Origin of the sequence: Adlercreutzia sp. ZJ176 (genome assembly GCF_011038975.1) — a bacterium.
Lineage (GTDB): Bacteria > Actinomycetota > Coriobacteriia > Coriobacteriales > Eggerthellaceae > CAAEEV01.
Genome location: NZ_JAAKEC010000011.1, coordinates 95,200 through 115,217, shown reverse-complemented (window position 1 = coordinate 115,217; position 20,018 = coordinate 95,200). Strand labels below are relative to the sequence as shown.

General features: G+C 66.8%; 21 protein-coding genes, 2 tRNA genes and 1 other RNA gene. 18 read left to right on the top strand and 6 right to left on the bottom strand.

Annotated features, from left to right (window positions below; genetic code table 11):
* The 10 genes from G7Y50_RS11940 to G7Y50_RS07495 form a co-directional block, all read left to right on the top strand.
* A partial coding sequence (locus tag G7Y50_RS11940; RefSeq protein ID WP_206214804.1) for a hypothetical protein occupies window positions 1-221 on the top strand: 221 nt, incomplete at its 5' end.
* A complete protein-coding gene (locus G7Y50_RS07535) occupies window positions 222-1,676 on the top strand; it encodes a nicotinate phosphoribosyltransferase (RefSeq protein WP_165050776.1) in 1,455 nt (484 codons plus the stop codon).
* A 47-nt stretch (window positions 1,677-1,723) separates the two neighbouring features.
* The gene (locus tag G7Y50_RS07530) at window positions 1,724-2,626 is read left to right on the top strand and encodes a DegV family protein (RefSeq protein ID WP_165050778.1); all 903 of its coding nucleotides are present in this window, start codon (window positions 1,724-1,726) and stop codon (window positions 2,624-2,626) included.
* A 54-nt stretch (window positions 2,627-2,680) separates the two neighbouring features.
* A complete protein-coding gene (locus tag G7Y50_RS07525) occupies window positions 2,681-3,607 on the top strand; it encodes a DegV family protein (RefSeq protein ID WP_165050780.1) in 927 nt (308 codons plus the stop codon).
* A 3-nt stretch (window positions 3,608-3,610) separates the two neighbouring features.
* Entirely contained in the window at window positions 3,611-4,612 is a 1,002-nt protein-coding gene (locus tag G7Y50_RS07520) for an NAD(P)-binding domain-containing protein (protein ID WP_165050784.1), read from the top strand.
* Window positions 4,613-4,636: 24 nt separating this feature from the next.
* Complete coding sequence (locus G7Y50_RS07515; RefSeq protein ID WP_241156427.1) at window positions 4,637-5,707, top strand: radical SAM protein; 1,071 nt, start codon at window positions 4,637-4,639, stop codon at window positions 5,705-5,707.
* Between the two features lie 144 nt (window positions 5,708-5,851).
* Window positions 5,852-7,414, top strand: a complete 1,563-nt coding sequence (locus G7Y50_RS07510) for a putative DNA modification/repair radical SAM protein (protein ID WP_206214803.1) — start codon at window positions 5,852-5,854, stop codon at window positions 7,412-7,414.
* On the top strand, window positions 7,414-8,319 hold the full coding sequence (locus tag G7Y50_RS07505; RefSeq protein WP_165050789.1) for a TIGR03915 family putative DNA repair protein: 906 nt from the start codon (window positions 7,414-7,416) through the stop codon (window positions 8,317-8,319). The genes G7Y50_RS07510 and G7Y50_RS07505 overlap by 1 nt, the downstream gene beginning before the upstream one ends.
* Before the next feature lie 117 nt (window positions 8,320-8,436).
* Window positions 8,437-8,610 carry a type II toxin-antitoxin system HicA family toxin gene (locus G7Y50_RS07500; protein WP_165050794.1) on the top strand — a complete coding sequence of 58 codons (174 nt, stop codon included), beginning with the start codon at window positions 8,437-8,439 and terminating at the stop codon, window positions 8,608-8,610.
* Window positions 8,611-8,640: 30 nt separating this feature from the next.
* Window positions 8,641-9,087, top strand: coding sequence for a helix-turn-helix domain-containing protein (locus tag G7Y50_RS07495; RefSeq protein ID WP_165050800.1), 447 nt, complete (start codon window positions 8,641-8,643; stop codon window positions 9,085-9,087).
* Window positions 9,088-9,172: 85 nt separating this feature from the next.
* Here the strand turns inward: G7Y50_RS07495 and ssrA are convergent.
* The 5 genes from ssrA to G7Y50_RS07470 all read right to left on the bottom strand — a co-directional run bounded on the left by ssrA (window position 9,173) and on the right by G7Y50_RS07470 (window position 11,932).
* Window positions 9,173-9,541: a transfer-messenger RNA gene (gene ssrA, locus G7Y50_RS07490) on the bottom strand.
* Window positions 9,542-9,584: 43 nt separating this feature from the next.
* A complete protein-coding gene (locus G7Y50_RS07485; RefSeq protein ID WP_165050804.1) occupies window positions 9,585-9,938 on the bottom strand; it encodes a hypothetical protein in 354 nt (117 codons plus the stop codon).
* 9 nt (window positions 9,939-9,947) lie between these two features.
* Complete coding sequence (smpB, locus tag G7Y50_RS07480) at window positions 9,948-10,415, bottom strand: SsrA-binding protein SmpB (RefSeq protein WP_165050814.1); 468 nt, start codon at window positions 10,413-10,415, stop codon at window positions 9,948-9,950.
* An 8-nt stretch (window positions 10,416-10,423) separates the two neighbouring features.
* On the bottom strand, window positions 10,424-11,626 hold the full coding sequence (locus G7Y50_RS07475) for a M42 family metallopeptidase (RefSeq protein WP_165050818.1): 1,203 nt from the start codon (window positions 11,624-11,626) through the stop codon (window positions 10,424-10,426).
* 24 nt (window positions 11,627-11,650) lie between these two features.
* Window positions 11,651-11,932 carry a hypothetical protein gene (locus G7Y50_RS07470; RefSeq protein WP_165050821.1) on the bottom strand — a complete coding sequence of 94 codons (282 nt, stop codon included), beginning with the start codon at window positions 11,930-11,932 and terminating at the stop codon, window positions 11,651-11,653.
* Between the two features lie 141 nt (window positions 11,933-12,073).
* Between G7Y50_RS07470 and pyrE the strand changes: the two genes are divergently transcribed.
* The 4 genes from pyrE to G7Y50_RS07450 all read left to right on the top strand — a co-directional run bounded on the left by pyrE (window position 12,074) and on the right by G7Y50_RS07450 (window position 16,161).
* On the top strand, window positions 12,074-12,757 hold the full coding sequence (pyrE, locus tag G7Y50_RS07465) for an orotate phosphoribosyltransferase (protein ID WP_165050841.1): 684 nt from the start codon (window positions 12,074-12,076) through the stop codon (window positions 12,755-12,757).
* 205 nt (window positions 12,758-12,962) lie between these two features.
* A tRNA-Thr gene (locus tag G7Y50_RS07460) sits at window positions 12,963-13,037 on the top strand.
* Between the two features lie 204 nt (window positions 13,038-13,241).
* On the top strand, window positions 13,242-14,315 hold the full coding sequence (locus tag G7Y50_RS07455; protein WP_241156428.1) for a YhcG family protein: 1,074 nt from the start codon (window positions 13,242-13,244) through the stop codon (window positions 14,313-14,315).
* Between the two features lie 301 nt (window positions 14,316-14,616).
* Complete coding sequence (locus tag G7Y50_RS07450) at window positions 14,617-16,161, top strand: L,D-transpeptidase family protein (RefSeq protein ID WP_165050872.1); 1,545 nt, start codon at window positions 14,617-14,619, stop codon at window positions 16,159-16,161.
* Here the strand turns inward: G7Y50_RS07450 and ybaK are convergent.
* Window positions 16,124-16,636, bottom strand: a complete 513-nt coding sequence (gene ybaK / locus G7Y50_RS07445) for a Cys-tRNA(Pro) deacylase (protein ID WP_165050896.1) — start codon at window positions 16,634-16,636, stop codon at window positions 16,124-16,126. The genes G7Y50_RS07450 and ybaK overlap by 38 nt on opposite strands.
* Before the next feature lie 208 nt (window positions 16,637-16,844).
* Here ybaK and murI point away from each other — a divergent pair, with 208 nt between their 5' ends.
* The 4 genes from murI (at window position 16,845) to G7Y50_RS07425 (ending at window position 19,832) form a co-directional block, all read left to right on the top strand.
* A complete protein-coding gene (murI, locus tag G7Y50_RS07440) occupies window positions 16,845-17,747 on the top strand; it encodes a glutamate racemase (RefSeq protein WP_165050909.1) in 903 nt (300 codons plus the stop codon).
* A gap of 42 nt (window positions 17,748-17,789) precedes the next feature.
* Window positions 17,790-18,386 carry an RdgB/HAM1 family non-canonical purine NTP pyrophosphatase gene (gene rdgB, locus G7Y50_RS07435; protein ID WP_165050940.1) on the top strand — a complete coding sequence of 199 codons (597 nt, stop codon included), beginning with the start codon at window positions 17,790-17,792 and terminating at the stop codon, window positions 18,384-18,386.
* A 188-nt stretch (window positions 18,387-18,574) separates the two neighbouring features.
* A tRNA-Pro gene (locus G7Y50_RS07430) sits at window positions 18,575-18,651 on the top strand.
* 245 nt (window positions 18,652-18,896) lie between these two features.
* Entirely contained in the window at window positions 18,897-19,832 is a 936-nt protein-coding gene (locus G7Y50_RS07425) for a LuxR C-terminal-related transcriptional regulator (protein ID WP_165050943.1), read from the top strand.
* Window positions 19,833-20,018: the final 186 nt, after the last annotated feature.

The window sequence follows — 20,018 nt, the reverse complement described above, 5'->3', positions numbered from 1 at the left end:
CGGGCCTCGCGCGCGCCGGGGCGCCCGCCGACGCCGCCGCGCCCGCGCGCGGCAACGCCGCCAGCGGCAACGGCGCCGGCAACGCAAGCAGCACCAGCAACACCAGCGGCAGCGCCGGCGGCGGGCATCGCCGCGCGCGCCGTCGCAGCCACAAGCCCCAGCAGGGCCCGGGGCAGCCCAAGGGCCCCGGTCCTGACGGGGGCAGGGGAGGAGCCGAGTAAATGAACACCAGCTACGCGCTTACGACGGACCTGTACCAGATCACCATGGCGCAGGGCTACTGGGATGCGGACCGCGGCGGCGAAGAGGCGTGCTTCACCATGTACTTCCGCGACTACCCCTTCAAGGGGGGCTTCGCGGTGGCGTGCGGCACCGCGCAGCTCGCCGAGCTCATCGAGGGTTACCGCTTCGAGGAGCGCGACATCGCCTACCTGCGCACGCTCGAGGCCCCGGGCGGCGGGCCGCTCTTCTCCGAGGGCTTCCTCGGCTATCTGGCTGACCTGCGCCTCACCTGTGACGTCGACGCGGTGCGCGAGGGCACCATCGTGTTCCCCCACGAGCCCATCGTGCGGGTGACGGGCCCCATCATGCAGTGCCAGCTCCTCGAGACAGCCCTTCTGAACTGCGTGAACTTCCAGACGCTCATCGCCACCAAGGCCGCGCGCGTCTGCCGCGCCGCCGACGGGCGCCCCGTGGCCGAGTTCGGGCTGCGCCGCGCGCAGGGCATAGGCGGCCTGTGGGCGAGCCGCGCGGCGGTCGTCGGCGGCTGCGCGTCCACCTCGAACGTCGACGCGGGGCGCCTGTTCGACATCCCCGTGTCGGGCACGCACGCCCACTCGTGGGTGATGTCGTTCCCCGACGAGCTCACGGCGTTCCGCGAGTACGCGCGCATCTTCCCGAAGAACTGCGTGCTTCTGGTCGACTCCTACGACGTCGAGCAGGGCATCCGCAACGCCATCACCGTGGGCCTCGAGATGCGCGAGCGCGGCGAGCGCCTCGCGGGCATCCGCATCGACTCGGGCGACCTGGCGTGGCTCGCGAAGATGGCGCGGCGCATGCTCGACGAGGCGGGGCTCGCCGACTGCGGCATCGTGCTGTCGAACGACCTGGACGAGCACACCATCAAGTCCATCCTCGACGAGGGCGCGCCGGTGTCGTCGTGGGGCGTGGGCACGAAGCTCGCGACCGCGTACGACCAGCCCACGCTCGGCGGCGTGTACAAGCTCTCCGCCGTGCGCGAGCCGGGGCAGGACGCCTGGACGCGCCGCCTCAAGATCTCCGAGTCGGCGGCCAAGCTCACCATGCCGGGCGTGCTCGACGTGCGCCGCTACTACCACGCCGACGGCAAGATCGCCGGCGACATGGTGTTCGACGTCACGTGCGAGGTCGACCCGCGCGAGGTGATCGTCGACCCGGTTGACGACCTGCGCCAGAAGAAGCTCGCGGGCCTGCGCTTCGAGACGCTGCTGCGCCCGCTCGCGCGCGCGGGCCAGGTGGTGCTCGGGCCTGAGGACCGCTCGGCCATGCAGGCGCGCTCGCGCGCGCAAGCCGGCCTCGCCACGCTCGACGAGAGCCAGCTGCGCATGCTCAACCCGCACACCTACCCTGTGGGACTTGAGTACGGATTGCACGAGCGCCGCCGCGCGCTCGTCGCCGAGCTGCGTGGTATCGTATAGCCTGACGCTTATCGACGGGGTGAGCGCATGAGGGGAACGGGGGAGCTGTGGTAAGGATCATCACGGATTCGGTCGCGTCGATTCCCGCCGAGGTGGCGCGCGCGAAGGGCATCGAGGTGGTGTCGATGTTCGTGCACCACCAGGGGCGCGAGTACGTCGACGCCGAGATGGACGTCGACGAGTTCTACCAGGGCATCCACGCCATGGTCGACGACATCCCCACGTCGAGCCAGCCGTCCCAGCAGGTGCTCGAGGACGCGTTCGAGCGCGCTGCCCAGGCGGGCGACGCGGTCCTCGGCGTGTTCATGTCGTCGCGCATGTCGGGCACGTTCGAGGGCGCGGTGCGCGTGGCGCGCAGCGTGAAGGCGCGGCACCAGGGGTTCGCGTGCAAGGTCATCGACTCCACGTCGAACAGCTACGACGAGGCGTTCTCCGTGTTCGACGCCGTCGACGTGCGCGACGCGGGCGGAAGCCTCGAGGAGTGTGCGCGGGCGGTGCTCAAGGCGTGCGCCTCGTCGCGCTTCTTGTTCACGCCGGCCACGCTGGCCTTTCTGAAGGCGGGCGGGCGCATCGGCGGCGCGGCGGCGCTTCTGGGCAACCTCATCCAGCTCGCGCCCGTGCTCACGGTGTCCGAGGCCGAGGCCACCACGTTCGCCAAGGTGCGCACGCGCAAGAAGGCGCTCGACCGCATGTTGAGGGCGTTTCGAGAGGACGTCGAGGCGCACGGGCTCAAGCGCGTGGTGGTGCACTACATCGGCGAGGCGGCGCCGGCGCTCGCGTGGGCGCGCGAGGCCGTGGAGCCCTACCTGGGCCGCGCCGTGGAGGTGCTGCCGGTGAGCCCCGTCATCGGGTGCCACGTGGGGCCCGCCGTGGGCATCGCCTACGAGTGCGACGCGCCCCTTGCGGGCAAGTATGCGGGAAACACCGCCGACCTGGTGTTCTCCGCCTGACGAAGCGAGCAGGAGCCAACGGAAGTGGACAGAAGCGAACAGGAGCTTGGAAACATGCCGAAATGCAACCTCATCATCGACTCGTGCTGCGACCTCCCGCCCGAGGTGGTCGACCGCGAAGGGGTCTATCTGCTGAAGTTCCCCTACATCCTCGACGGGCAGACCTTCGAGGACGACCTGTTCCAGTCGGTCTCGGCGCCGGAGTTCTACGACGCCATGCGCAAGGGCGCCGAGCCGTCCACCTCGCAGATCTCCATGCCCGTCATCATCGACGCCTTCAACGCTGCCGTCGACAGCGGCATCCCCACGGTGTATCTGGCGTTCACGAGCGGGCTGTCGGGCAGCTACGACGTGGCCATGCTCGTGTATGAGCAGGTGCGCGCGGCCCATCCTGACTTCGAGCTCTACGTGGTCGACACGCGCCTGGCGTCGGTGGCGGAAGGGCTGTTCGTCTACGAGGCCATCAACCAGCGCGAGAAGGGGCTCTCCGCCGCCGAGCTGGCGAGCTGGGCCGAGGAGGCGCGCTGCTTCATCAACGAGGAGTTCATGGTGGAGGACCTCGAAGCGCTGCGGCGCGGCGGGCGCATCCCGGGGTCGGTGGCCGTGGCGGGCTCGGCGCTCGACGTGAAGCCGCTGCTCAACATCGACGTCGACGGCAAGCTGGCGCTCGTGGGCGTGGCGCGCGGGCGCAAGAAGGGCATCAAGCAGCTGGTCGAGTACTACCAGAAGAACGCGGCGGGCAACGGGCCGAGCCAGTGCGTGACCATCGGGCACGCCGACTGCCCGAAGGACGCGCAGCGCCTGAAGGACGCGCTGCTGAAGGTCGACGAGAACATCATGTTCCTGGAGTGCAATATCGGCCCGGTCATCGGCAGCCACGTGGGGCCCGGCATGCTGGCCGTGGTGTTCTGGGGGCAGGACAAGCGCGAGAACCTGTCGGTCGCCGACCGCATCGCGCGTCGCGTGAAGGGGGGCAACTAGATCATGGCTCAGTCGTACGCTTACCGCGGGAGCGAGGGCTTCGTCGACGCAGTGGCGGGCCGCCTTGAGGCCGCGGGGCTTGCGCGCACTGCGGAGGTGGCCGCCGCCGACGTGGTCATCACGTTCTGCACGAGCCAGAGCGCGCTTGAGGACCTCTATTTCGGCGAGGGGGGCGTCATCCAGTCGGCGATGCCCGGCGCGCTGCTCATCGACTTGAGCGCCACCACGCCGAGCTTCGCGCGCGAGATGAGCGCCGTGGCCACGGTGAGCGACTTGGCGCTGGTCGAGGCGCCGCTCGTGGTGGCCGACGTGGCCGCTGTCGACGCGCTTGCGCGCGAGAACGCCGCGTGCTTCGCGGCGGGCGAGGCTGACGCGGTCGCGCAGGCGCGGCCCGTGCTCGAGGCGCTGTTCGGGCAGGTGAGCGAGGAGGGCTCTCCGGGGTCGGCCCAGCTCGCGCGCGCGGCGTACACGCTGCAGCTCGCGGCGCAGGTCATCGGCGCCGTCGAGGCCGACGCGCTCTTCCGCGCGACGCGCCGCAGCGTCTCGTGCGGCAACGCGGGGGCGGGCGAGCAGCCGGGCGGCGCGTCGCCTGCGGCGGCCCAGGTGCTCGAAGCGGTGGCCGCCGAGCGCTTCACGGGCGCCTACAACGCCGAGATGCTCATGTCCGCGCTGTCCGCGGCCATCATGGCGGCCGACGACGTGGAGCTCATCCTGCCGCAGGCTGAGGCCGCGCTGCACCTGCTCGAGCTTCTGGCCGTGGTGGGCGGCGCCGACAAGTCGCCCGCGGCGCTGTCGCTCGTGTACGGCGACGAGTCCGAGTGCGCCAAGCACGGCTTGGACTGGACGCGCGCCGAGGAGGTCTACGGCACGGGCAAGCACGACGACGAGGACGACTACGCCTTCGAGGACGACGGCTGCGGCTGCGGGCACGACCACGAGCACCGCTACGACGACTACGAGGGCTACGACCTCGACGACCCCTACGGCACCTTCTCCAACAACTGAGGCACCAAGGAGCGCGAACGTCTCATGAGCTCCTTCGGTGACGCCGGCTCGGGCGCCTGCGCTGGCGCCTGCAGCGCGGCTGCTTCCCTCGACGTCGGCTCGGGCGCTGGTGCCGGCGCCCGCGATGCGGCCGCCACTCTCGACGAGGGCGGCCTCAACCCCTCCGCGTGCGACCTGTGCCCGCGGGCGTGCGGCGCGAACCGCGCGGCGGGGGAGCGGGGCGCGTGCGGCGCGGGCGCGGAGGTGCTCGTGGCGCGCGCGGCGCTGCATCTGTGGGAGGAGCCTCCCATCAGCGGCGAGGACGGCAGCGGGACCGTCTTCTTCGCGCATTGCCCGTTGCGCTGCGACTATTGCCAGAACGCGGTGATCGCACACGGCGCCCTCGGCGCGCCCGCGAGCGTGGCCGACCTGGCCGCGATGTGCCTCGACCTCGAGCGGCAGGGCGCGCTCAACGTGAACTTCGTCACGCCCACGCACTACGCCCCCCACGCGCGCGCGGCGGTGAGCCTGGCGCGCGCACGCGGCCTGGCGCTTCCCGTCGTGTGGAACACGAGCGGGTACGAGACCGTGCGTGCCATCTGCGACAACACGGGCACGGTGGACGTGTACCTCACCGACTTCAAGTATGCCGACGCATCCCTCGGCGCGCGCTACTCGCACGTGCCCGACTACCCCGAGCGCGCGACGGAGGCGCTCGACGCCATGGTGCGCGCCGTGGGCGCGCCGGCCTACGACGAGCTCCGCGGGCAGGAGCGCATGACGCGCGGCGTGGTGGTGCGCCACCTCATTCTGCCGGGGCATCTGGACGACTCCAAGCGCGTGGTGCGGACGGTGCACGAGCGCTACGGCGCCGACGTGCGCCTCTCCATCATGAACCAGTACACGCCCGTGGTGGCGACGGCCGCGCAGGCGGGCGACGCGCGGGCGCGCCGCGTGCTCGCGCGCTGCCCCGAGCTGGCGCGCCGCGTGCCCGACGAGGAGTACGAGGAGCTGCTTGACTTCGCCGACGCCCTCGGCGTGCCCGACTACTTCTGGCAGGAGGGCGGCGCGTGCGAGGAGAGCTTCATCCCGGAGTTCTCTGGCACGGGCGCGTAGGTTTCGGGCGCGTAGGTTCCTGCGGCAGCTTCCTCTGAGCATCCTTCGGGCCTCCCTTCCCCTTGACAGGCGAATGTCTGTTCGATATTATAGCAAACAAATATTCGCAAGAACAGATGTTTTCCCAATCAGGAGGTCCGGCCCATGGACGTCGCCGACAAGCTCGAGATCCTCGCCGACGCGGCCAAGTACGACGTGGCCTGCACCTCCTCGGGCGTCGACCGCGCGGGGAAGAAGGGGAGGCTCGGCGCGGCGTCGTCAGCGGGCTGCTGCCACAGCTTCACCGCCGACGGCCGCTGCGTCACGCTGCTCAAGGTGCTCATGACCAACGTGTGCGTGTTCGACTGCGCCTACTGCTCGAGCCGCGCGAGCAACGAGGGGGTGGTGCGCACGTGCTTCAAGCCGCGCGAGCTGGCTGACCTCACCATCGGGTTCTACCGCCGCAACTACATCGAGGGGCTGTTCCTCAGCTCGGGCGTCATGCGCAACCCCGACTTCACCTCCGAGCTCATGATCCAGACGCTCGAGATACTGCGGGGCGAGTACGGCTTTCGCGGCTACATCCACGCCAAGGCGGTGCCGGGCACCTCGCCTGAGCTCATCGCCCGCCTCGGGCATTTGGCCGACCGCATGTCGGTGAACCTCGAGCTGCCCTCGAGCGAGAGCCTCGCGCTGCTCGCCCCGCAGAAGTCGAAGCGCGCCATCTTGGCCCCCATGCGGCAGATCAGCGAGTCCATCGCGGAGGACGCCGAGTCGCGCGCGCTTACGCGGCGGCGCACCACCGTGTATATGGCGAACAGCCGCCCGCGCACGACGGCGCGCGCCTTCGTGCCCGCTGGGCAGTCAACCCAGATGATCATCGGCGCCTCGCCCGAGAGCGACTACCAGATCCTGAGCCTGTCGGCCGCGCTCTACCGCTCGCTCTCGCTCAAGCGCGTGTTCTTCAGCGCGTATTTGCCCGTGAACGCCGACGCGCGGCTTCCCTCCACCGACGCCATTCAGCTCAACCGCGAGCACCGCCTCTACCAGGCTGACTGGCTCATGCGCTTCTACGGGTTCGAGGTGGGCGAGGTGATCGACGAGGCGCACCCGTTTCTCGCCACCGACGTTGACCCGAAGGCGAACTGGGCCCTGAACAACCTGGACCTGTTCCCCGTCGAGGTGAACACCGCGCCGTTCGAGACGCTTCTGCGCGTGCCGGGCATCGGCGTGCGCGGCGCCAAGCTCATCGTGCGCGCCCGCCGCCAGTCGACGCTGCGCGAGGCCGAGCTGCGCCGCCTCGGCGTGGCCTACAAGCGAGCTCGCTACTTCATCACGTGCAACGGCGCGTACGCGGGCTCGGGCGTCGAGTTCTCGCGCGAGGCGCTGCACGCGGCGCTCGCGGCCCCCATCGAGGGCGGGCGGCACGGCAGGCGCGTCGACAAGGCGCTCCCCGGCCAGATGAGCCTGTTCGACTCCGTGAGCACGCCCGAAAAGGAGCGCGCGCTCGGGAGGGGGCGCGCCGCGCAGGAGCGCAGGGCGCTCGCGGGCGTTAACACAGGTGCGGGCACGGCGGCTGGCGCGGGCGCGGGCGCGGACCCGGGCGCGGGCGCAGGCGCGGTGGCGGAGCCCGGCAGGGCGGACGCTGCCAGAGGCGCAGGCGCGCAGGAGCGCCGGTTGATCGCGGGTTCGCGGCGCGCGAAGCCGACGGTGGAGGCGCTGTTCTGATGCCCGCGCAGCCTGAGGTGTATGACGAGGTGGCCTATGTCTATGACGGGACGCTCGAGGGCCTGCTCTCGGCGATCTTCGCGGCCTACGCCAACCGCGAGGACCCGTCTGACGTCATGCGCGAGGGGGTCATGCAGCCGCGCCTGTCGCAGCGCGTGTCGCGCATCGAGACGGACGTCGCGCACGCCGACCGCGTGCGCCGCGGGCTGTGCCGGGCGTGCGGGCACCAGGCGTTCAGCGCCGTGAAGAAGGCGGCGCTCTCCGCGCGCGAGGACGCGGGAACCGCCGCGTACCGCTTCGTCCGCTACGCCATGGACAGCCAGAAGAAGCGCGACTGCGCGCGCTGCCGAAAGCGCGCGACGTGCTCGGGCGCGCAGGGGAGGGGGCCGTGTCCCAAGCAGCGCGGGCGCGCCCTATCCGACGTCACGCACCCGGCGGTCGAGCCGCTGTTCAGGATAGCGCGCGCAGTTGACCAGGAGTGTGAGCACATGCGCCAGTTCATCCGCTTCGAGCACCTCACATCGGACGAGGCGGACGTGTGGTTCGCGCGCTGCAACCCGCGCGACAGCGTGATCCCGCTGGTCATGGGGCACTTCGTCGAGCGCTTCAGCGTACAGCCCTTCATCATCTACGACGAGAACCATCACCTCGCTGGCGTCTTCGACGGGAGTACGTGGTATCTCGTCCGCACGGACGACCCCGCAACGTCGCTGCTCGAGCTCCCCGGCCACGCGGCTGACGAGGCGGCGATGCAGCAGGCGTGGAAGCGCTTCTACCGCACGGTGGCCGTGGAGTCGCGCTACAACCCCGAGCTCCGACGCCACTTCATGCCCAAGCGCTTCTGGAGGAACCTCACCGAGATGCAGGAGGACTCCCAGGCCCTCGTCGTGAAAACGCGCTCCTGAGGCACGCCTCGGGGGAGGCATACCCATGGAGGGATGTGAAACGGTAAAGGAAGTTTAGAGTTGAGACTGTAAAAATATAAATATAGTTTAGAATTAATGAACGGGAGGAGTCTGCTGATGGTTAAGAGACGGCAGGTGGTGAAGACCTTGCGCGATGCGGGCTTCTACCCTGATGCGGGCAAAGGCCATGAGCATTGGACGGATGGTGTGCGTTGGACTCAGGTTCCAAGGCATGCGGAGATCTCGGAGCAGCTGTTCGAGAAGATCAAGAAGCAGGCGGGGTTGAAATGAGTCCGTCGTCAGCTTGGAGAGGGGCGTGCGATGCTTCACGTGTATGAGTTCGAGGTGTTTGAGGACGAGGGCTGGTTGCTCGCCTTTCCCTACGACATGGAGGGGGGCACGCAGGGTGCTGACTTCAAGGAGGTTTGCGAAATGGCCGCAGACTGGCTCCAAGGGGAGATGGAGCACCGCGTCATGTGCGACTTGCCGCTCCCGGAAGCCACGTTCGACAACGAGCCGCGTCACGGCGGGCGCAACATCGTCGTGGCGGTGAGCGCGGGGCTTGAGACGATCGACGCTGTCACGGCGAGCGAGGCTGCGGATATGCTGGGCGTCTCACGCTCGCGCGTGTCGCAGATGCTCAAGACGGGGCAGCTCGAGGGGTATGCGCGTGGGCGTGTCACTTTCGTCACCCGCGCAAGCGTCGAAGCTCGCATCGCCGAGCACCCGAAGGCCGGTAGGCCGCGCAAGGAGATGGCGAGGGCATAAGAAGCAAGAGGGCCCGGCGCCTTCACGCCGCCGAAGGTCATGCACGAACTATCCGTAAATGCGAATAGTTCGTGCAATTCTCTTATGGTGGAGGCGCGGAGAATCGAACTCCGGTCCATACTAAATTGTCCGCAAGGCGCTACAAGCTTAGTCGACGATCGAGTTTAGGGGCGCGTCTGCTCGTCGACCAGCGTCAACGCCCCGAGCCGGTTCAGTCTTTCCCGCGAGCCATACCGGCTACGTGCCGCGGGGCATTCCCCTCAGATGATGCCTTGCCCGCATCGGGGAACCTGCGGGTTCGGCAGCCAAGCGCGATTAAGCAGCCATGGCGAGCGCCGGAGCGCTGTAAGTGTTCTTCTTGCCAATTAACTTGACGTTACCCCTGTTTAACGTGGCGAGGAGACCACGGCCTGCTCCTCACTTCGAACTTACCATGTCGAAACCAGTCGCCCCCGAAATGCGCGCGAGGCGCGAAACCGAGGAATCAGGGGATTATATCACTTCTTCTTGAGGAAGTCGAAGCCTGACGCTATGTCGTCAAACGCGCCCTTGAGCTCCGTGACCACGGCCACGCCGTCCTTGTAGACGGCGTTCATGTCAGCCGTGGCGTCGGCGACCCCCTCGCGCGTGATGCCGAGGTCGTACTCGTCGAGGGCCTTCGAAGGCTGCGGGACCTCGTCAGCCCCCTCTTCGGCGCCTTCGCCCTCCTCGCCTTCGGCGTAGTAGTACTCCTGCTCCTCGCCGTTCTCGTCGAGCACCACGAACCCGATCTCGTTGTCGTCCTCGTCGACGAGGTAGGCGTAGATGTCGTCCTCCCCTACCTCGAGCTCGATGATCTCCTCGTCAGCCATGGCGGGCTCCTATCTGCTGCGTTCCTTCAACGCGCGGTCGATCTCGCGCCTGGTGTCGCGCTCCTTCATGCTGGCGCGCTTGTCGTAGAGCTTCTTGCCGCGTGCGAGTGCGAGTTCCACCTTCACCAGGCCGTTGTCCTTGAAGTACATCTTGAGCGGGACGAGGGCGAGGCCCTTCTCGCTCACCTTCTCGGACAGGTAGCGGATCTGGCGCTTGTGCATGAGCAGCTTGCGCTTGCGGTCGGGGTCGGCGTTGTTGATGTTGCCCTGCGCGAACGGGGGGATGTGCACGTTGTTTAGCCACACCTCTCCGTTGCGGATGAGCGCGAAGCAGTCGGTGAGCTGGCAGCCGTTGTCGCGCAGCGAGCGCACCTCGCAGCCGACGAGCTCGATGCCCGCCTCGAACGTCTCGATCACCTCGTACTCGTGCAGCGCGCGGCGGTTCTTGGCGATGGTGGTGTCCTGCTTCTTCTTCATGGGCGCCTTCATGCCTGGGAGGGCTCGCTGGCGGCTGCGGCGTCACCGGCAGCGGCAGGCTCGCCGGCGGGCGCGGCGTCGTCCGCCACGTCGTCCGCTACGTCGTCGAGCGTCTCGGGCGCGCCCGCGTGGCGCACTGGCGCGGCGACGCCCGGCACGAAGCAGGCGTCCTCGTCGAGGTCGAGCGCGAACCGCGTGATGAGGCGCACGGTGTTCTCGAGGTCCTCAAGCGCGATGACCTCGGTGGGCGTGTGCATGTAGCGCAGCGGCACCGAGACGAGGCCCGTGGGGATGCCCGCGCGCGTGACCTGGATGGCGCGCGCGTCGGTGCCCGTGACGGAGGGCTCGGCCTCTAGCTGGTACGGGATGCCCTCGGCCTCGGCCGCCGCCACCAGACGCTCGAACACGAGCGGGTTGATGTTGGGGCCGCGCGCGATCACCGGGCCGTCGCCGCAGGTGATCTTGCCGTACTTCGTCTTGTCGATGCCGGGGTAGTCGGTGGCGTGCGTGACGTCGAACGCGAGCGCCACGTCGGGGTTCACGCCGAAGGCGCTCGTCATGGCGCCGCGCGTGCCGATCTCCTCCTGCACGGTGGCCGCGGCGACGAAGGTGCCGCGGGCGCGCCCTGCGCGCGCGAGGTTCTCCATGACGCGGCAGGCGACCCACACGCCGCACTTGTCGTCGAAGGCGCGCGAGACGGCCATGCCCTTCCCGAAGCGCTCGAAGCCCACGCCGAAGGTGATGACGTCGCCCACGCGCACCGCCTCCTGCACGTCCTTTGCCGGAAGGCCCAGGTCGATCACGAGCTTCGAGAGCGGGGTCACGCTCTTGCGCTCGTCGGCCTCAATGAGGTGGATGGGCTTGCGGCCCACGACGCCGCGCAGGGCCCCCACGTGCGTGTGCACGTCGACGCGCATGCCCGGCAGGATGGCCGCGTCCACGCCGCCGACGGCGGCCACGGACAGAAAGCCCTCATCGCTGATGTAGGTGACCATGAGGCCGATCTCGTCCATGTGCGCCGCCAGCATGAGCGAGGGCGCGCTTCCCGTGCCCTCGAGCACGGCGTGCACCGAGCCCATGGTGTTGGTCTGGATCTCGTCGGCCACGTCCGCGAGGCGCTCGCGCACGAGCTGCGCCACCGGCTCCTCGGCGCCTGTCGGCGAGGGCGTCTCCACGAGGGCCTTCAGGAACTTCACGTTCTTTTTCTTCATGCCTGTCTCCTTCACGGCGGGCGCCTACCAGTATTCCCGCTTGACCTTGCGCTTCCGCTCGGGCTTCGGCGCGCGGAAGTCCAGCTCGAGCTGGCCGTCGTTGTGCGTCTCCGTCGCGCGCTTGCGCTCCACCTTGTCGATCGTCCACGACACCGCGTCCGACCCGAATATCTCGAGCATGCGCACGCGCGCGTCGTGCATGTTGGCCTTGGTGCCCACGCGCGCCTCGCTGGCGAACTCGAAGAGCCCCTTGGCGCGCTTGGCCGAGGCGTTGGGGGACCGGTAGTGGGCGATGTAGGTCTGCATGGGGCGTGCGCGTCCTTTCAAAATTGTTCGCCGCCCATCTTAGCACGACCCGGCGAGCGCGCGGCTCAATCGTAGTATTATGGAGGGCATTGGTAAGGGGAGGCGCGCCCGCGCGGCTCCCGACGAGGTGAGGAGGGTTCCTTGGAGGCCTACAAGCAGGAGTTTATCGAGTTCATGGTGGAGAGCGACGTACTCAAGTTCGGCGAGTTCACGCTGAAGAGCGGCCGCAAGTCCCCCTTCTTCATGAATGCCGGCGCCTACGTCACGGGAGACCAGCTCCACCGCCTGGGCCTGTACTACGCGCAGGCCATCAACGACAACTTCGGGCTCGACTTCGACGTGGTGTTCGGGCCGGCCTACAAGGGCATTCCCCTGTCGGTCATCACGGCCATGGGCATCCACGAGCTCTACGGGCGCGAGGTGCGCTACTGCTCCAACCGCAAGGAGGCGAAGGACCACGGCGCCGACGCGGGCAACCTGCTCGGAGCCGACCTGCGCGACGGCGACCGCGTGATCATCGTGGAGGACGTGACCACCTCGGGCAAGTCCATCGACGAGACGTACCCCATCCTGAAGGCCGCCGCCGACGTGGAGGTGAAGGGCCTCATCGTGTCGCTCAACCGCATGGAGGTGGGCAAGGGCGGCGTGGTCACCGCTCAGCAGGAGGTGCAGGAGAAGTATGGCTTCCCCGTGGCCTCCATCGTGAGCATGGCCGAGGTGTGCGAGCTTCTGCACAACCGCGAGGTCGGCGGGCGCGTGGTGATCGACGACGCCGTGAAGGCCGCGCTCGACGCCTACTACGAGCAGTACGGCGCGAAGGCATAAGAGCGCCGAGTAGCGCGGCGCTGGGCGCCGTCGCAGGTCGCGCGGGCGCCGGATGCGCGGGTTGCGCGGGAAGCGTCGGGTGCCGGGCTCTGGACGCGGCTGCCGGGAGAGAGCGGATTGCGGCTGTCGGGCGCCAGCGCCGAGGGCTTCCCTAAACGTGCCCGTTGGCGTACAATACGCTGACGCGCCGCTTGGGCGCGACATCGCCGGTGTGGCTCAACGGTAGAGCAACTGATTTGTAATCAGTGGGTTGCGGGTTCGATTCCTGTCACCGGCTCCAGAGATCAGGCAGGCCAGATGCTCAGTGCGTCTGGCCTGCTTTTGCTTATGCGGGAGCATGGGTGCTTTACCTTCAGAACTTTACAGTCAAATCCGGCATCGACCGAAGCAAGTCCGTTGCCGAGATCGACCAACAGCTCTATGCTAAACATGGCCTTTCCGAAGAAAAGATCGAGTTCATCGAAACGCGCGTTAAGGAGATGTCATGATGGAGCCTGGGAACAAGCAAGGCGCTTCATTGTTAGGGCAAAATGCTCTGGAACACGTTGATCTTGACGGGCTCTATTCGCAAGTTCGCGAGATCCTTGAAGCAGCGCGCGTTCGAACCTATCGTGCTGTCAACTTCGAAATGGTGAAGGCTTACTGGGAAGTTGGCAAAAGCATCGTTGAAGCCCAAGGCGGAGAAGAGCGCTCTGAATACGGAAAACGCATTCTGAGCGATTTGGCTGCTCGTCTGACCAAAGATTTCGGAAAAGGTTTTACTCAAACCAATCTCAAGTATATGCGACAGTTTTATCTGGCGTTTCAAAATAGTCACGCGTTGCGTGACCAATTGAGTTGGACGCATTACAGGCTGCTCATTAAGGTGAAGGATGCAGACAAGCGGCTGTGGTACATGAACGAATGCGCCGAGAGCAATTGGACGACGCGACAACTTGAACGTCAGATCAACAGCTTCTATTACGAACGGCTCTTGGCAACGCAAGAGGAAAGGCGCCCGGAAGTTATAGTGGAGGTCTTCGAGAACGAGCCTCCGAAGCGACCAGAAAATATCATCCGCGACCCTTATGTTTTGGAATTCCTTGGCATAAACCAAGATGCGCAATTTCGCGAAAGCGAGCTTGAGCAGGCGCTCATCAATAATTTGCAGGAATTCCTGCTGGAATTGGGACGCGGCTTTGCGTTTGTCGCTCGCCAAAAGCACATCGACTTAGATGGCGACCATTTCTATATTGACCTCGTGTTCTATAACTACCTATTGAACTGCTTTGTTCTGATCGACCTGAAAGTCGGCAAGCTCACCCATCAAGACATAGGGCAGATGGACACTTACGTCCGCCTGTATAACGAGTTTCAGCGAGGGCCGAACGATAATCCCACGATAGGCATTGTGCTTTGCTCGGAGAAAAACGAAGCGGTCGCACGGTATTCCCTGTTGGCAGATGACAAGAACGTCTTTGCTTCCAAATACGAAACGACGATTCCAAAGCCCGAAGAGCTCGAGGCCTACATTCAGGAAGAACGTCGCAGGTTCGAAGAAAGGCAGCAAGACGAATAACGCATGACGTTTCTGGCCTAATATAAAAGCGCATCTACCAGATCGCGACGCGCTTCATCCTGGGATGCAACGGAGAGCACGGTAATGGCTTGACAGCAACTTCGCGTGCGCTGACTCGGCTGCCATGGCCAAGGAAGGCAGGCTTGCGATTCGCGCGCTCCTCATATCCCCTCAGGCGGCGTAGGTGACGGAATTTGCGTCGGTTTGCCGAACGTGCGCAACGGAGGGAAAGTTAAGGGAAGATTAAGCCTGCGATTCGCTACAATGGCTCCGATAGCAATTCGAAGTTGAGAGCGATTCTATGGCAAAGCACGCAGCAGGCAAACATACGGCCCCTGAACAGGACGCCTTTCCGGTCGAGCAGCCTTCCGCAGGCGGCATGGCCCCGGCGTTCTCCCTTGAGGAGAACAACGAGAAGCGCAAGCGCAAGGGGCTCAAGATATTCGGCATCACCATGGGCGTGCTCGTGGCGCTGCTCGTGGCCGTTTACGCCGCGGGCGTCGTCGTGTTCTCGGGGCGGTTCTTCCCGAACACGTACGTTGCTGACGTGGACATCTCGCTCAAGACGCCCGAAGAGGTGCATGCTGCGCTTGACGACCTGATCGGCGATTACAGCTTCCGCGTGGTGGGCCAGGGTCTCGACATGACATTCACCTCGCAGGAAGCCGGCATGACGCTTGACTCCGCGAAGATCGCCGAGAGCATGATGGCTGACGTGAACGCGTGGGCGTGGCCCGTCGAGGTGTTCTCCGCGCATGACGAGACGGAGTCGCTCGTTGCCTCGTACGGCTCGACCGCGCTCGTCGATGCCGTGAACGCCGAGGTCACGAAGGTGAACGAGGGCGCTGTGCTCCCCACGAACGCCACCATCGCCTTCGACGCCGAGAAGGGCGCCTTCGCCATCGTGCCCGAGGTGGCGGGAACGGCCCTTGACGCTGAGAAGGTGATGGAGGCCATCACCGAGGGCGCCATGCAGCTCGAGCCGAAGATCACGCTCACGCCTGCGGTGCTGCTCCAGCCCACGGTGCTCAAGGACGACCCGCGCCTGGCCGCGGCGGTCGAGGAGGCCAACGGCATGGTCAAGGCCGACCTCGACCTGTACATGGACGGCAACCTCGTGGCCGAGGTGACCCCGGCGCTCATCGCGTCATGGGTGACGGTGAGCCCCGAGGTGACGGTCGTGTTCAACGAGGAGGCCTTCACGGCGTGGATCGACCAGATAAGCGCCCAGTGCAACACGGTGGGCAGCGAGCGCTCCTACACGCGCGCCGACGGCAGGGCCGTCACCGTGTCGGGCGGAAGCTACGGCTGGGAGATCGACGGCGACGCGCTGCGCACGCTCGTGACTGACGCGGTCCATGCGGGCACGGTGGGCAACATCGACATCCCCGTGCTGCAGAGCGGCAACGGCTTCTCCGAGCTCGGCAGCAGGGACTGGGGCGCGCGCTACTGCGACATCGACCTCTCCGAGCAGTACGCGCGCTTCTACGACGATTCGGGCGCCTGCGTGTGGGAGACGGCCGTGGTCACCGGCACGCCCGACGGCAAGCACGGCACGCCGCCCGGCGTGTGGTACATCACGTGGGGCATGGAGAGCCCCTCGACGCTCATCGGCGAGAAGGACCCCAAGACGGGCAAGCCGGAGTACGAGACGAAGGTCTCGTACTGGATGCCGTTCGTGGGCAACTCCATCGGGCTGCATGACGCCACGTGGCAGGCGGCGTTCGGCGGCTCGCGCTACCAGCAGGGCTACGGCAGCCACGGCTGCGTGAACATCTCGCTCGACGCCGCCGCCGCGCTCTACGGCATCATCGAGAAGGGTGACGTGGTAGTGGTCCACTGGTGAGGTCGGCGTACTCGTAGGGCACCACCTTTCCCAGGTCGTCGGGGGAAAGCTCCACCTGGCAGCCGATTCGGCCTCCTGAGAACATGATGCGCTCGAACAGCTGTGCCGTCTCGTCGACGAAGGTGGGGAAGAGCTTCTTCATGCCGATGGGCGAGCATCCGCCGTGGACGTAGCCGGTGAGTGGCAAAAGCTCGCGTGACTTGATCATGTGGATGGCCTTCTCGCCGGCGGCGCCTGCGGCCTTCTTGAGGTCGAGCTCGGCGGCCACGGGGATCATGAACACGTAGAAGCCGCCTGACTTCCCCTGCGTGACGAGCGTCTTGAACACGCGGTCGGGGTCGAGCCCGAGCATCGCGGCCACCTCCACGCCGGAGGGCGCGCCTTCGCAGTCGAACGTGCGGAAGTCGTACGCCACGCTCGCCGCGTCGAGGACGCGCATGGCGTTGGTCTTGTGGTCGTGCGCTTGCTTTGCCATGGGATCCTCCTTGCCATGCGCGGCGGGTTCGCGGCTTGTCCGCCTGCGGCCTGCCGGCCCTCGAGGCTCGGCGGCCTTTCGCGCGGCCTCTCATCGTGCCGTGCTGATTGTAGCTGACGGGGCTCGGACACGCACGTCGCCCATGGGTTCTTTACGGAGGGCCGCCTGATGCCGCCCGCGTGCGGCGCGAGGGGGTATACTAGCGGCCATGGACACCAACGACGAGCTCAGAAGCGCCGCGGCAACCGAGTCGGCGCGCTACGACAACGCACCCATCGGCATATTCGACTCCGGCTACGGCGGGCTGACCGTGGTGCGCGAGCTCTGCCGCCGCCTCCCGCAGGAGAACGTCATCTTCGTGGGCGACTCGGCGCGCTGCCCCTACGGCCCGCGCGACCTGCGCGAGGTAGACGGCTTCGTGCAGCAGATCTGCTCGTATCTGGTGGGGCGCGGCGTGAAGCTCATCGTGATCGCGTGCAACACGGCCACGGCGGCGGGCCTCGCGCACGCCCAGCGCACGTTCGACGTGCCCATCGTGGGCGTGGTGGAGCCCGGCGCGCGGGCGGCGGCGCGTATCACGCGCAACCGCAGGGTGGGCGTGATCGCCACGAAGGGCACGGTCGCCTCGAACGCGTACTCGGAGGCCATCCGGCACCTCGACGCGGGCATCACCGTGTTCTCGACGGCCACGCCGCGCTTCGTGGAGATCGCCGAGCTGGGCATCAAGATGGCCGAGGGCCCGGTGGAGAGCTACATGTCCGAGGCGTCGAAGGTCTACATCCGCCCCGAGTTCGAGGAGATCGCGCGTGAGTACCTGGAGCCGCTGCGGCGCTGCGGCGTCGACACGCTGGTCTTGGGGTGCACGCACTACCCGCTGCTCAAGGCGCTCATCGGCGGCGTCATCGGGCGCGAGGTCACGCTGGTGTCCTCGGCCGAGGAGACGGCGCGCGACGTGCAGCAGCTGCTCAAGCGCCGCGGCGCGCTCGCCCATCCGGGCAACCAGGCGCAGCGCTTGTTCCTCACCTCGGGAAACGACGTCGAGGAGTTCGCCCGCTTCGGCGCGCGCGTCCTGTCGAGCCCCGTCGAGCACGTGGGCCACGTTGAGTTCTAGAGGCCGCGCCGCCGGCGCGGGAAGCAGAAGAAGGAGCCATCCATGAAGACGGTCGTCATAGCCACGAACAACGCCCACAAGGTCGCCGAGATCACCACGGCGCTTGACTTCGAGGGCTGGGAGTTCAAGACCCTGCGCGAGATGGGCGTCGAGTCCGACCCCGCGGAGGACGCGGACACGTTCGAGGGCAACGCGCGCATCAAGGCGCGCGCGGCGCGAGCGGCGTGCGGCGGCGCGGTGGCGGCGCTCGCGGACGACTCGGGGCTTGAGGTTGACGCGCTCGGCGGCGCGCCGGGGGTGTACTCCTCGCGTTACGCGGGCGAGGACGGAAACGACGCGGCGAACAACGCGAAGCTTCTGCGCGAGCTTGACGGCGTGGCGGACGGGGAGCGCACGGCGCGCTTCGTGTGCACGCTCGTGTTCATCGACGATGACGGCACCGAGCGCGTGGCGCGCGGCACCATCGAGGGCCGGATCGGATACGAGGAGCGCGGCAGCGAGGGCTTCGGCTACGACCCGCTGTTCCTCCCCGACGAGTTCTCGGGCGCCCTCACGCTGGCCGAGGTGAGCCAGGAGCAGAAGAACGCCATCTCGCACCGTGGCAACGCGCTGCGCAAGCTGAAGTCCCAGCTGGCGTAAGGCGTCGGGCCGCCGGCTTCACGGTCGCGCGCGGGCAGGGCGATTGGGGCATAGGGCAGGTGAGCGATGCCGAGGCAGGCGGGATGCATTGCGGTTTTGCGGTGTTTTGGAAAAGCGCGCTGCGAAGCGTTTTCGCTGGTCAATGTGCGGCGCAAGTTCTGCTATAATCGCTTTCGCTGCCAAGCAATCGGGATGTGGCGCAGTCTGGTAGCGCGCCTGCTTTGGGAGCAGGATGCCGCAGGTTCGAATCCTGTCATCCCGACCAGAAAAATCGCAGGCCAGAAGCACGACTCGGCTTCTGGCCTGCTTTCTTTTCGCAGGCAGGCGAGGCCGCGCAGCTTCGCAGCCTTTGGCGACCCTGTGCAGGGCATTGTCAAGCCAGAGCATGCTGGCGTATACTGGTCGAAGAGGGACGAGGGGCGTCATCCGCAGCGAGCGTGCGCTTGCCGTGCTTTCGCAAGGCCCCAAGCTCGCACCATGACGCCAAGGCACGACACGCCTGGAGATCTCATGATACAAGACGTTGTGCTGCGCAAACCGAACGACGATTGCTGGGCCGCGAACGCGCTGCAGCGGAGCCGCTACAACGCCCTTGCGCGCATTTGCGCGCTGCCCGGTCGATCAGCCGACGTCAACGCGCTGTGCCTGCAGGCTTCCAGCCTCATGATGCAGATCACCGCTGCCGACAGCGCCGTCGTCTACCTGGTCTCGCACGACAGAGGCTGCATGATCGAATACTCGTTCGCGGGCGAAGCCGGCCCTGACATCGTCGAGGAGAACAGGTTCCTGTCGCTTTCCGTCGGCCGCATGGAGCAGATGATCGAGAGCAGGCGCTGCGTCGTCGTCGACTTTGCCACGCCGCATCCGAGCGACGTGGTGTCCCCGCGTTTCGCGGAGGTCGGCTACAAGAACAGCATCTGCGTTCCCTTCTACGCCGAAGGCGAGGTGGTCGGCTTCTACGCGCTGCTCTACAAGAGCATGTACAGCTGGTCGCCGGGTGACGAGGACTTCCTGATAGCGCTCGGGCAGTACTTGGGCATCGCCGTCCAGAACTCCCTGAAGCTGCAGGCTGCCCAGCGAGGGCTGGCGCGTCGGCGGCAGGACGAGGGCGACGCCATCCAGCAGAGCCTCGGGCGCATCCTGAGCATGCTGCACGCGAACGAGGCGTCGATGGGGAAGCTGCTCGCGAGGTCGCGGGACGAGGACGCCCTCTCGATGCGCTGCCTGCGGTATCGGCAGGAGCATCCCGTCGAGGAGCTGACCCAGCGCGAGAGGGAGATACTTCGCCTGCTCGCCGAGGGACTCTCCAACGAGGAGATCGGGCGGGCGCTCTACGTGAGCGAGGGGACCGTGAAGAAGCAGCTGAGCTCCCTGCTCGAGAAGCTGCAGGTCAAGAACAGGGTCCAGGCCGTGGCCTACGCCTTCCGCGCCGGCTACGCGAGCTGACGCCCGCTCGCGGGCGTGCTCGCAGGCCCGCATTTCCCCCGCTTCGCCTTCCTGCGCTTTTCCCGGCTGCGCGAGCTGACGCGCGCTCGCGCTGTCGCCGCTCCCTCCTGAAAGTGGCCTCTCGGCCTACTTATTCGGGTCATTCGTGGATTATGCCCGAAGCGCTTCCTTCCTAGAATGGGGAAC

Bases quoted from the DNA above. Each gene is read 5' to 3' on its own strand.
- G7Y50_RS07535 (WP_165050776.1), top strand. From the start codon at position 222: ATGAACACCAGCTACGCGCTTACGACGGACCTGTACCAGATCACCATG.
- G7Y50_RS07525 (WP_165050780.1), top strand. From the start codon at position 2,681: ATGCCGAAATGCAACCTCATCATCGACTCGTGCTGCGACCTCCCGCCC.
- G7Y50_RS07520 (WP_165050784.1), top strand. From the start codon at position 3,611: ATGGCTCAGTCGTACGCTTACCGCGGGAGCGAGGGCTTCGTCGACGCA.
- G7Y50_RS07515 (WP_241156427.1), top strand. From the start codon at position 4,637: ATGAGCTCCTTCGGTGACGCCGGCTCGGGCGCCTGCGCTGGCGCCTGC.
- G7Y50_RS07510 (WP_206214803.1), top strand. From the start codon at position 5,852: ATGGACGTCGCCGACAAGCTCGAGATCCTCGCCGACGCGGCCAAGTAC.
- G7Y50_RS07505 (WP_165050789.1), top strand. From the start codon at position 7,414: ATGCCCGCGCAGCCTGAGGTGTATGACGAGGTGGCCTATGTCTATGAC.
- G7Y50_RS07500 (WP_165050794.1), top strand. From the start codon at position 8,437: ATGGTTAAGAGACGGCAGGTGGTGAAGACCTTGCGCGATGCGGGCTTC.
- G7Y50_RS07495 (WP_165050800.1), top strand. From the start codon at position 8,641: ATGCTTCACGTGTATGAGTTCGAGGTGTTTGAGGACGAGGGCTGGTTG.
- G7Y50_RS07485 (WP_165050804.1), bottom strand. From the start codon at position 9,938: ATGGCTGACGAGGAGATCATCGAGCTCGAGGTAGGGGAGGACGACATC.
- smpB (WP_165050814.1), bottom strand. From the start codon at position 10,415: ATGAAGAAGAAGCAGGACACCACCATCGCCAAGAACCGCCGCGCGCTG.
- G7Y50_RS07475 (WP_165050818.1), bottom strand. From the start codon at position 11,626: ATGAAGAAAAAGAACGTGAAGTTCCTGAAGGCCCTCGTGGAGACGCCC.
- G7Y50_RS07470 (WP_165050821.1), bottom strand. From the start codon at position 11,932: ATGCAGACCTACATCGCCCACTACCGGTCCCCCAACGCCTCGGCCAAG.
- G7Y50_RS07455 (WP_241156428.1), top strand. From the start codon at position 13,242: ATGATGGAGCCTGGGAACAAGCAAGGCGCTTCATTGTTAGGGCAAAAT.
- G7Y50_RS07450 (WP_165050872.1), top strand. From the start codon at position 14,617: ATGGCAAAGCACGCAGCAGGCAAACATACGGCCCCTGAACAGGACGCC.
- ybaK (WP_165050896.1), bottom strand. From the start codon at position 16,636: ATGGCAAAGCAAGCGCACGACCACAAGACCAACGCCATGCGCGTCCTC.
- murI (WP_165050909.1), top strand. From the start codon at position 16,845: ATGGACACCAACGACGAGCTCAGAAGCGCCGCGGCAACCGAGTCGGCG.
- rdgB (WP_165050940.1), top strand. From the start codon at position 17,790: ATGAAGACGGTCGTCATAGCCACGAACAACGCCCACAAGGTCGCCGAG.
- G7Y50_RS07425 (WP_165050943.1), top strand. From the start codon at position 18,897: ATGATACAAGACGTTGTGCTGCGCAAACCGAACGACGATTGCTGGGCC.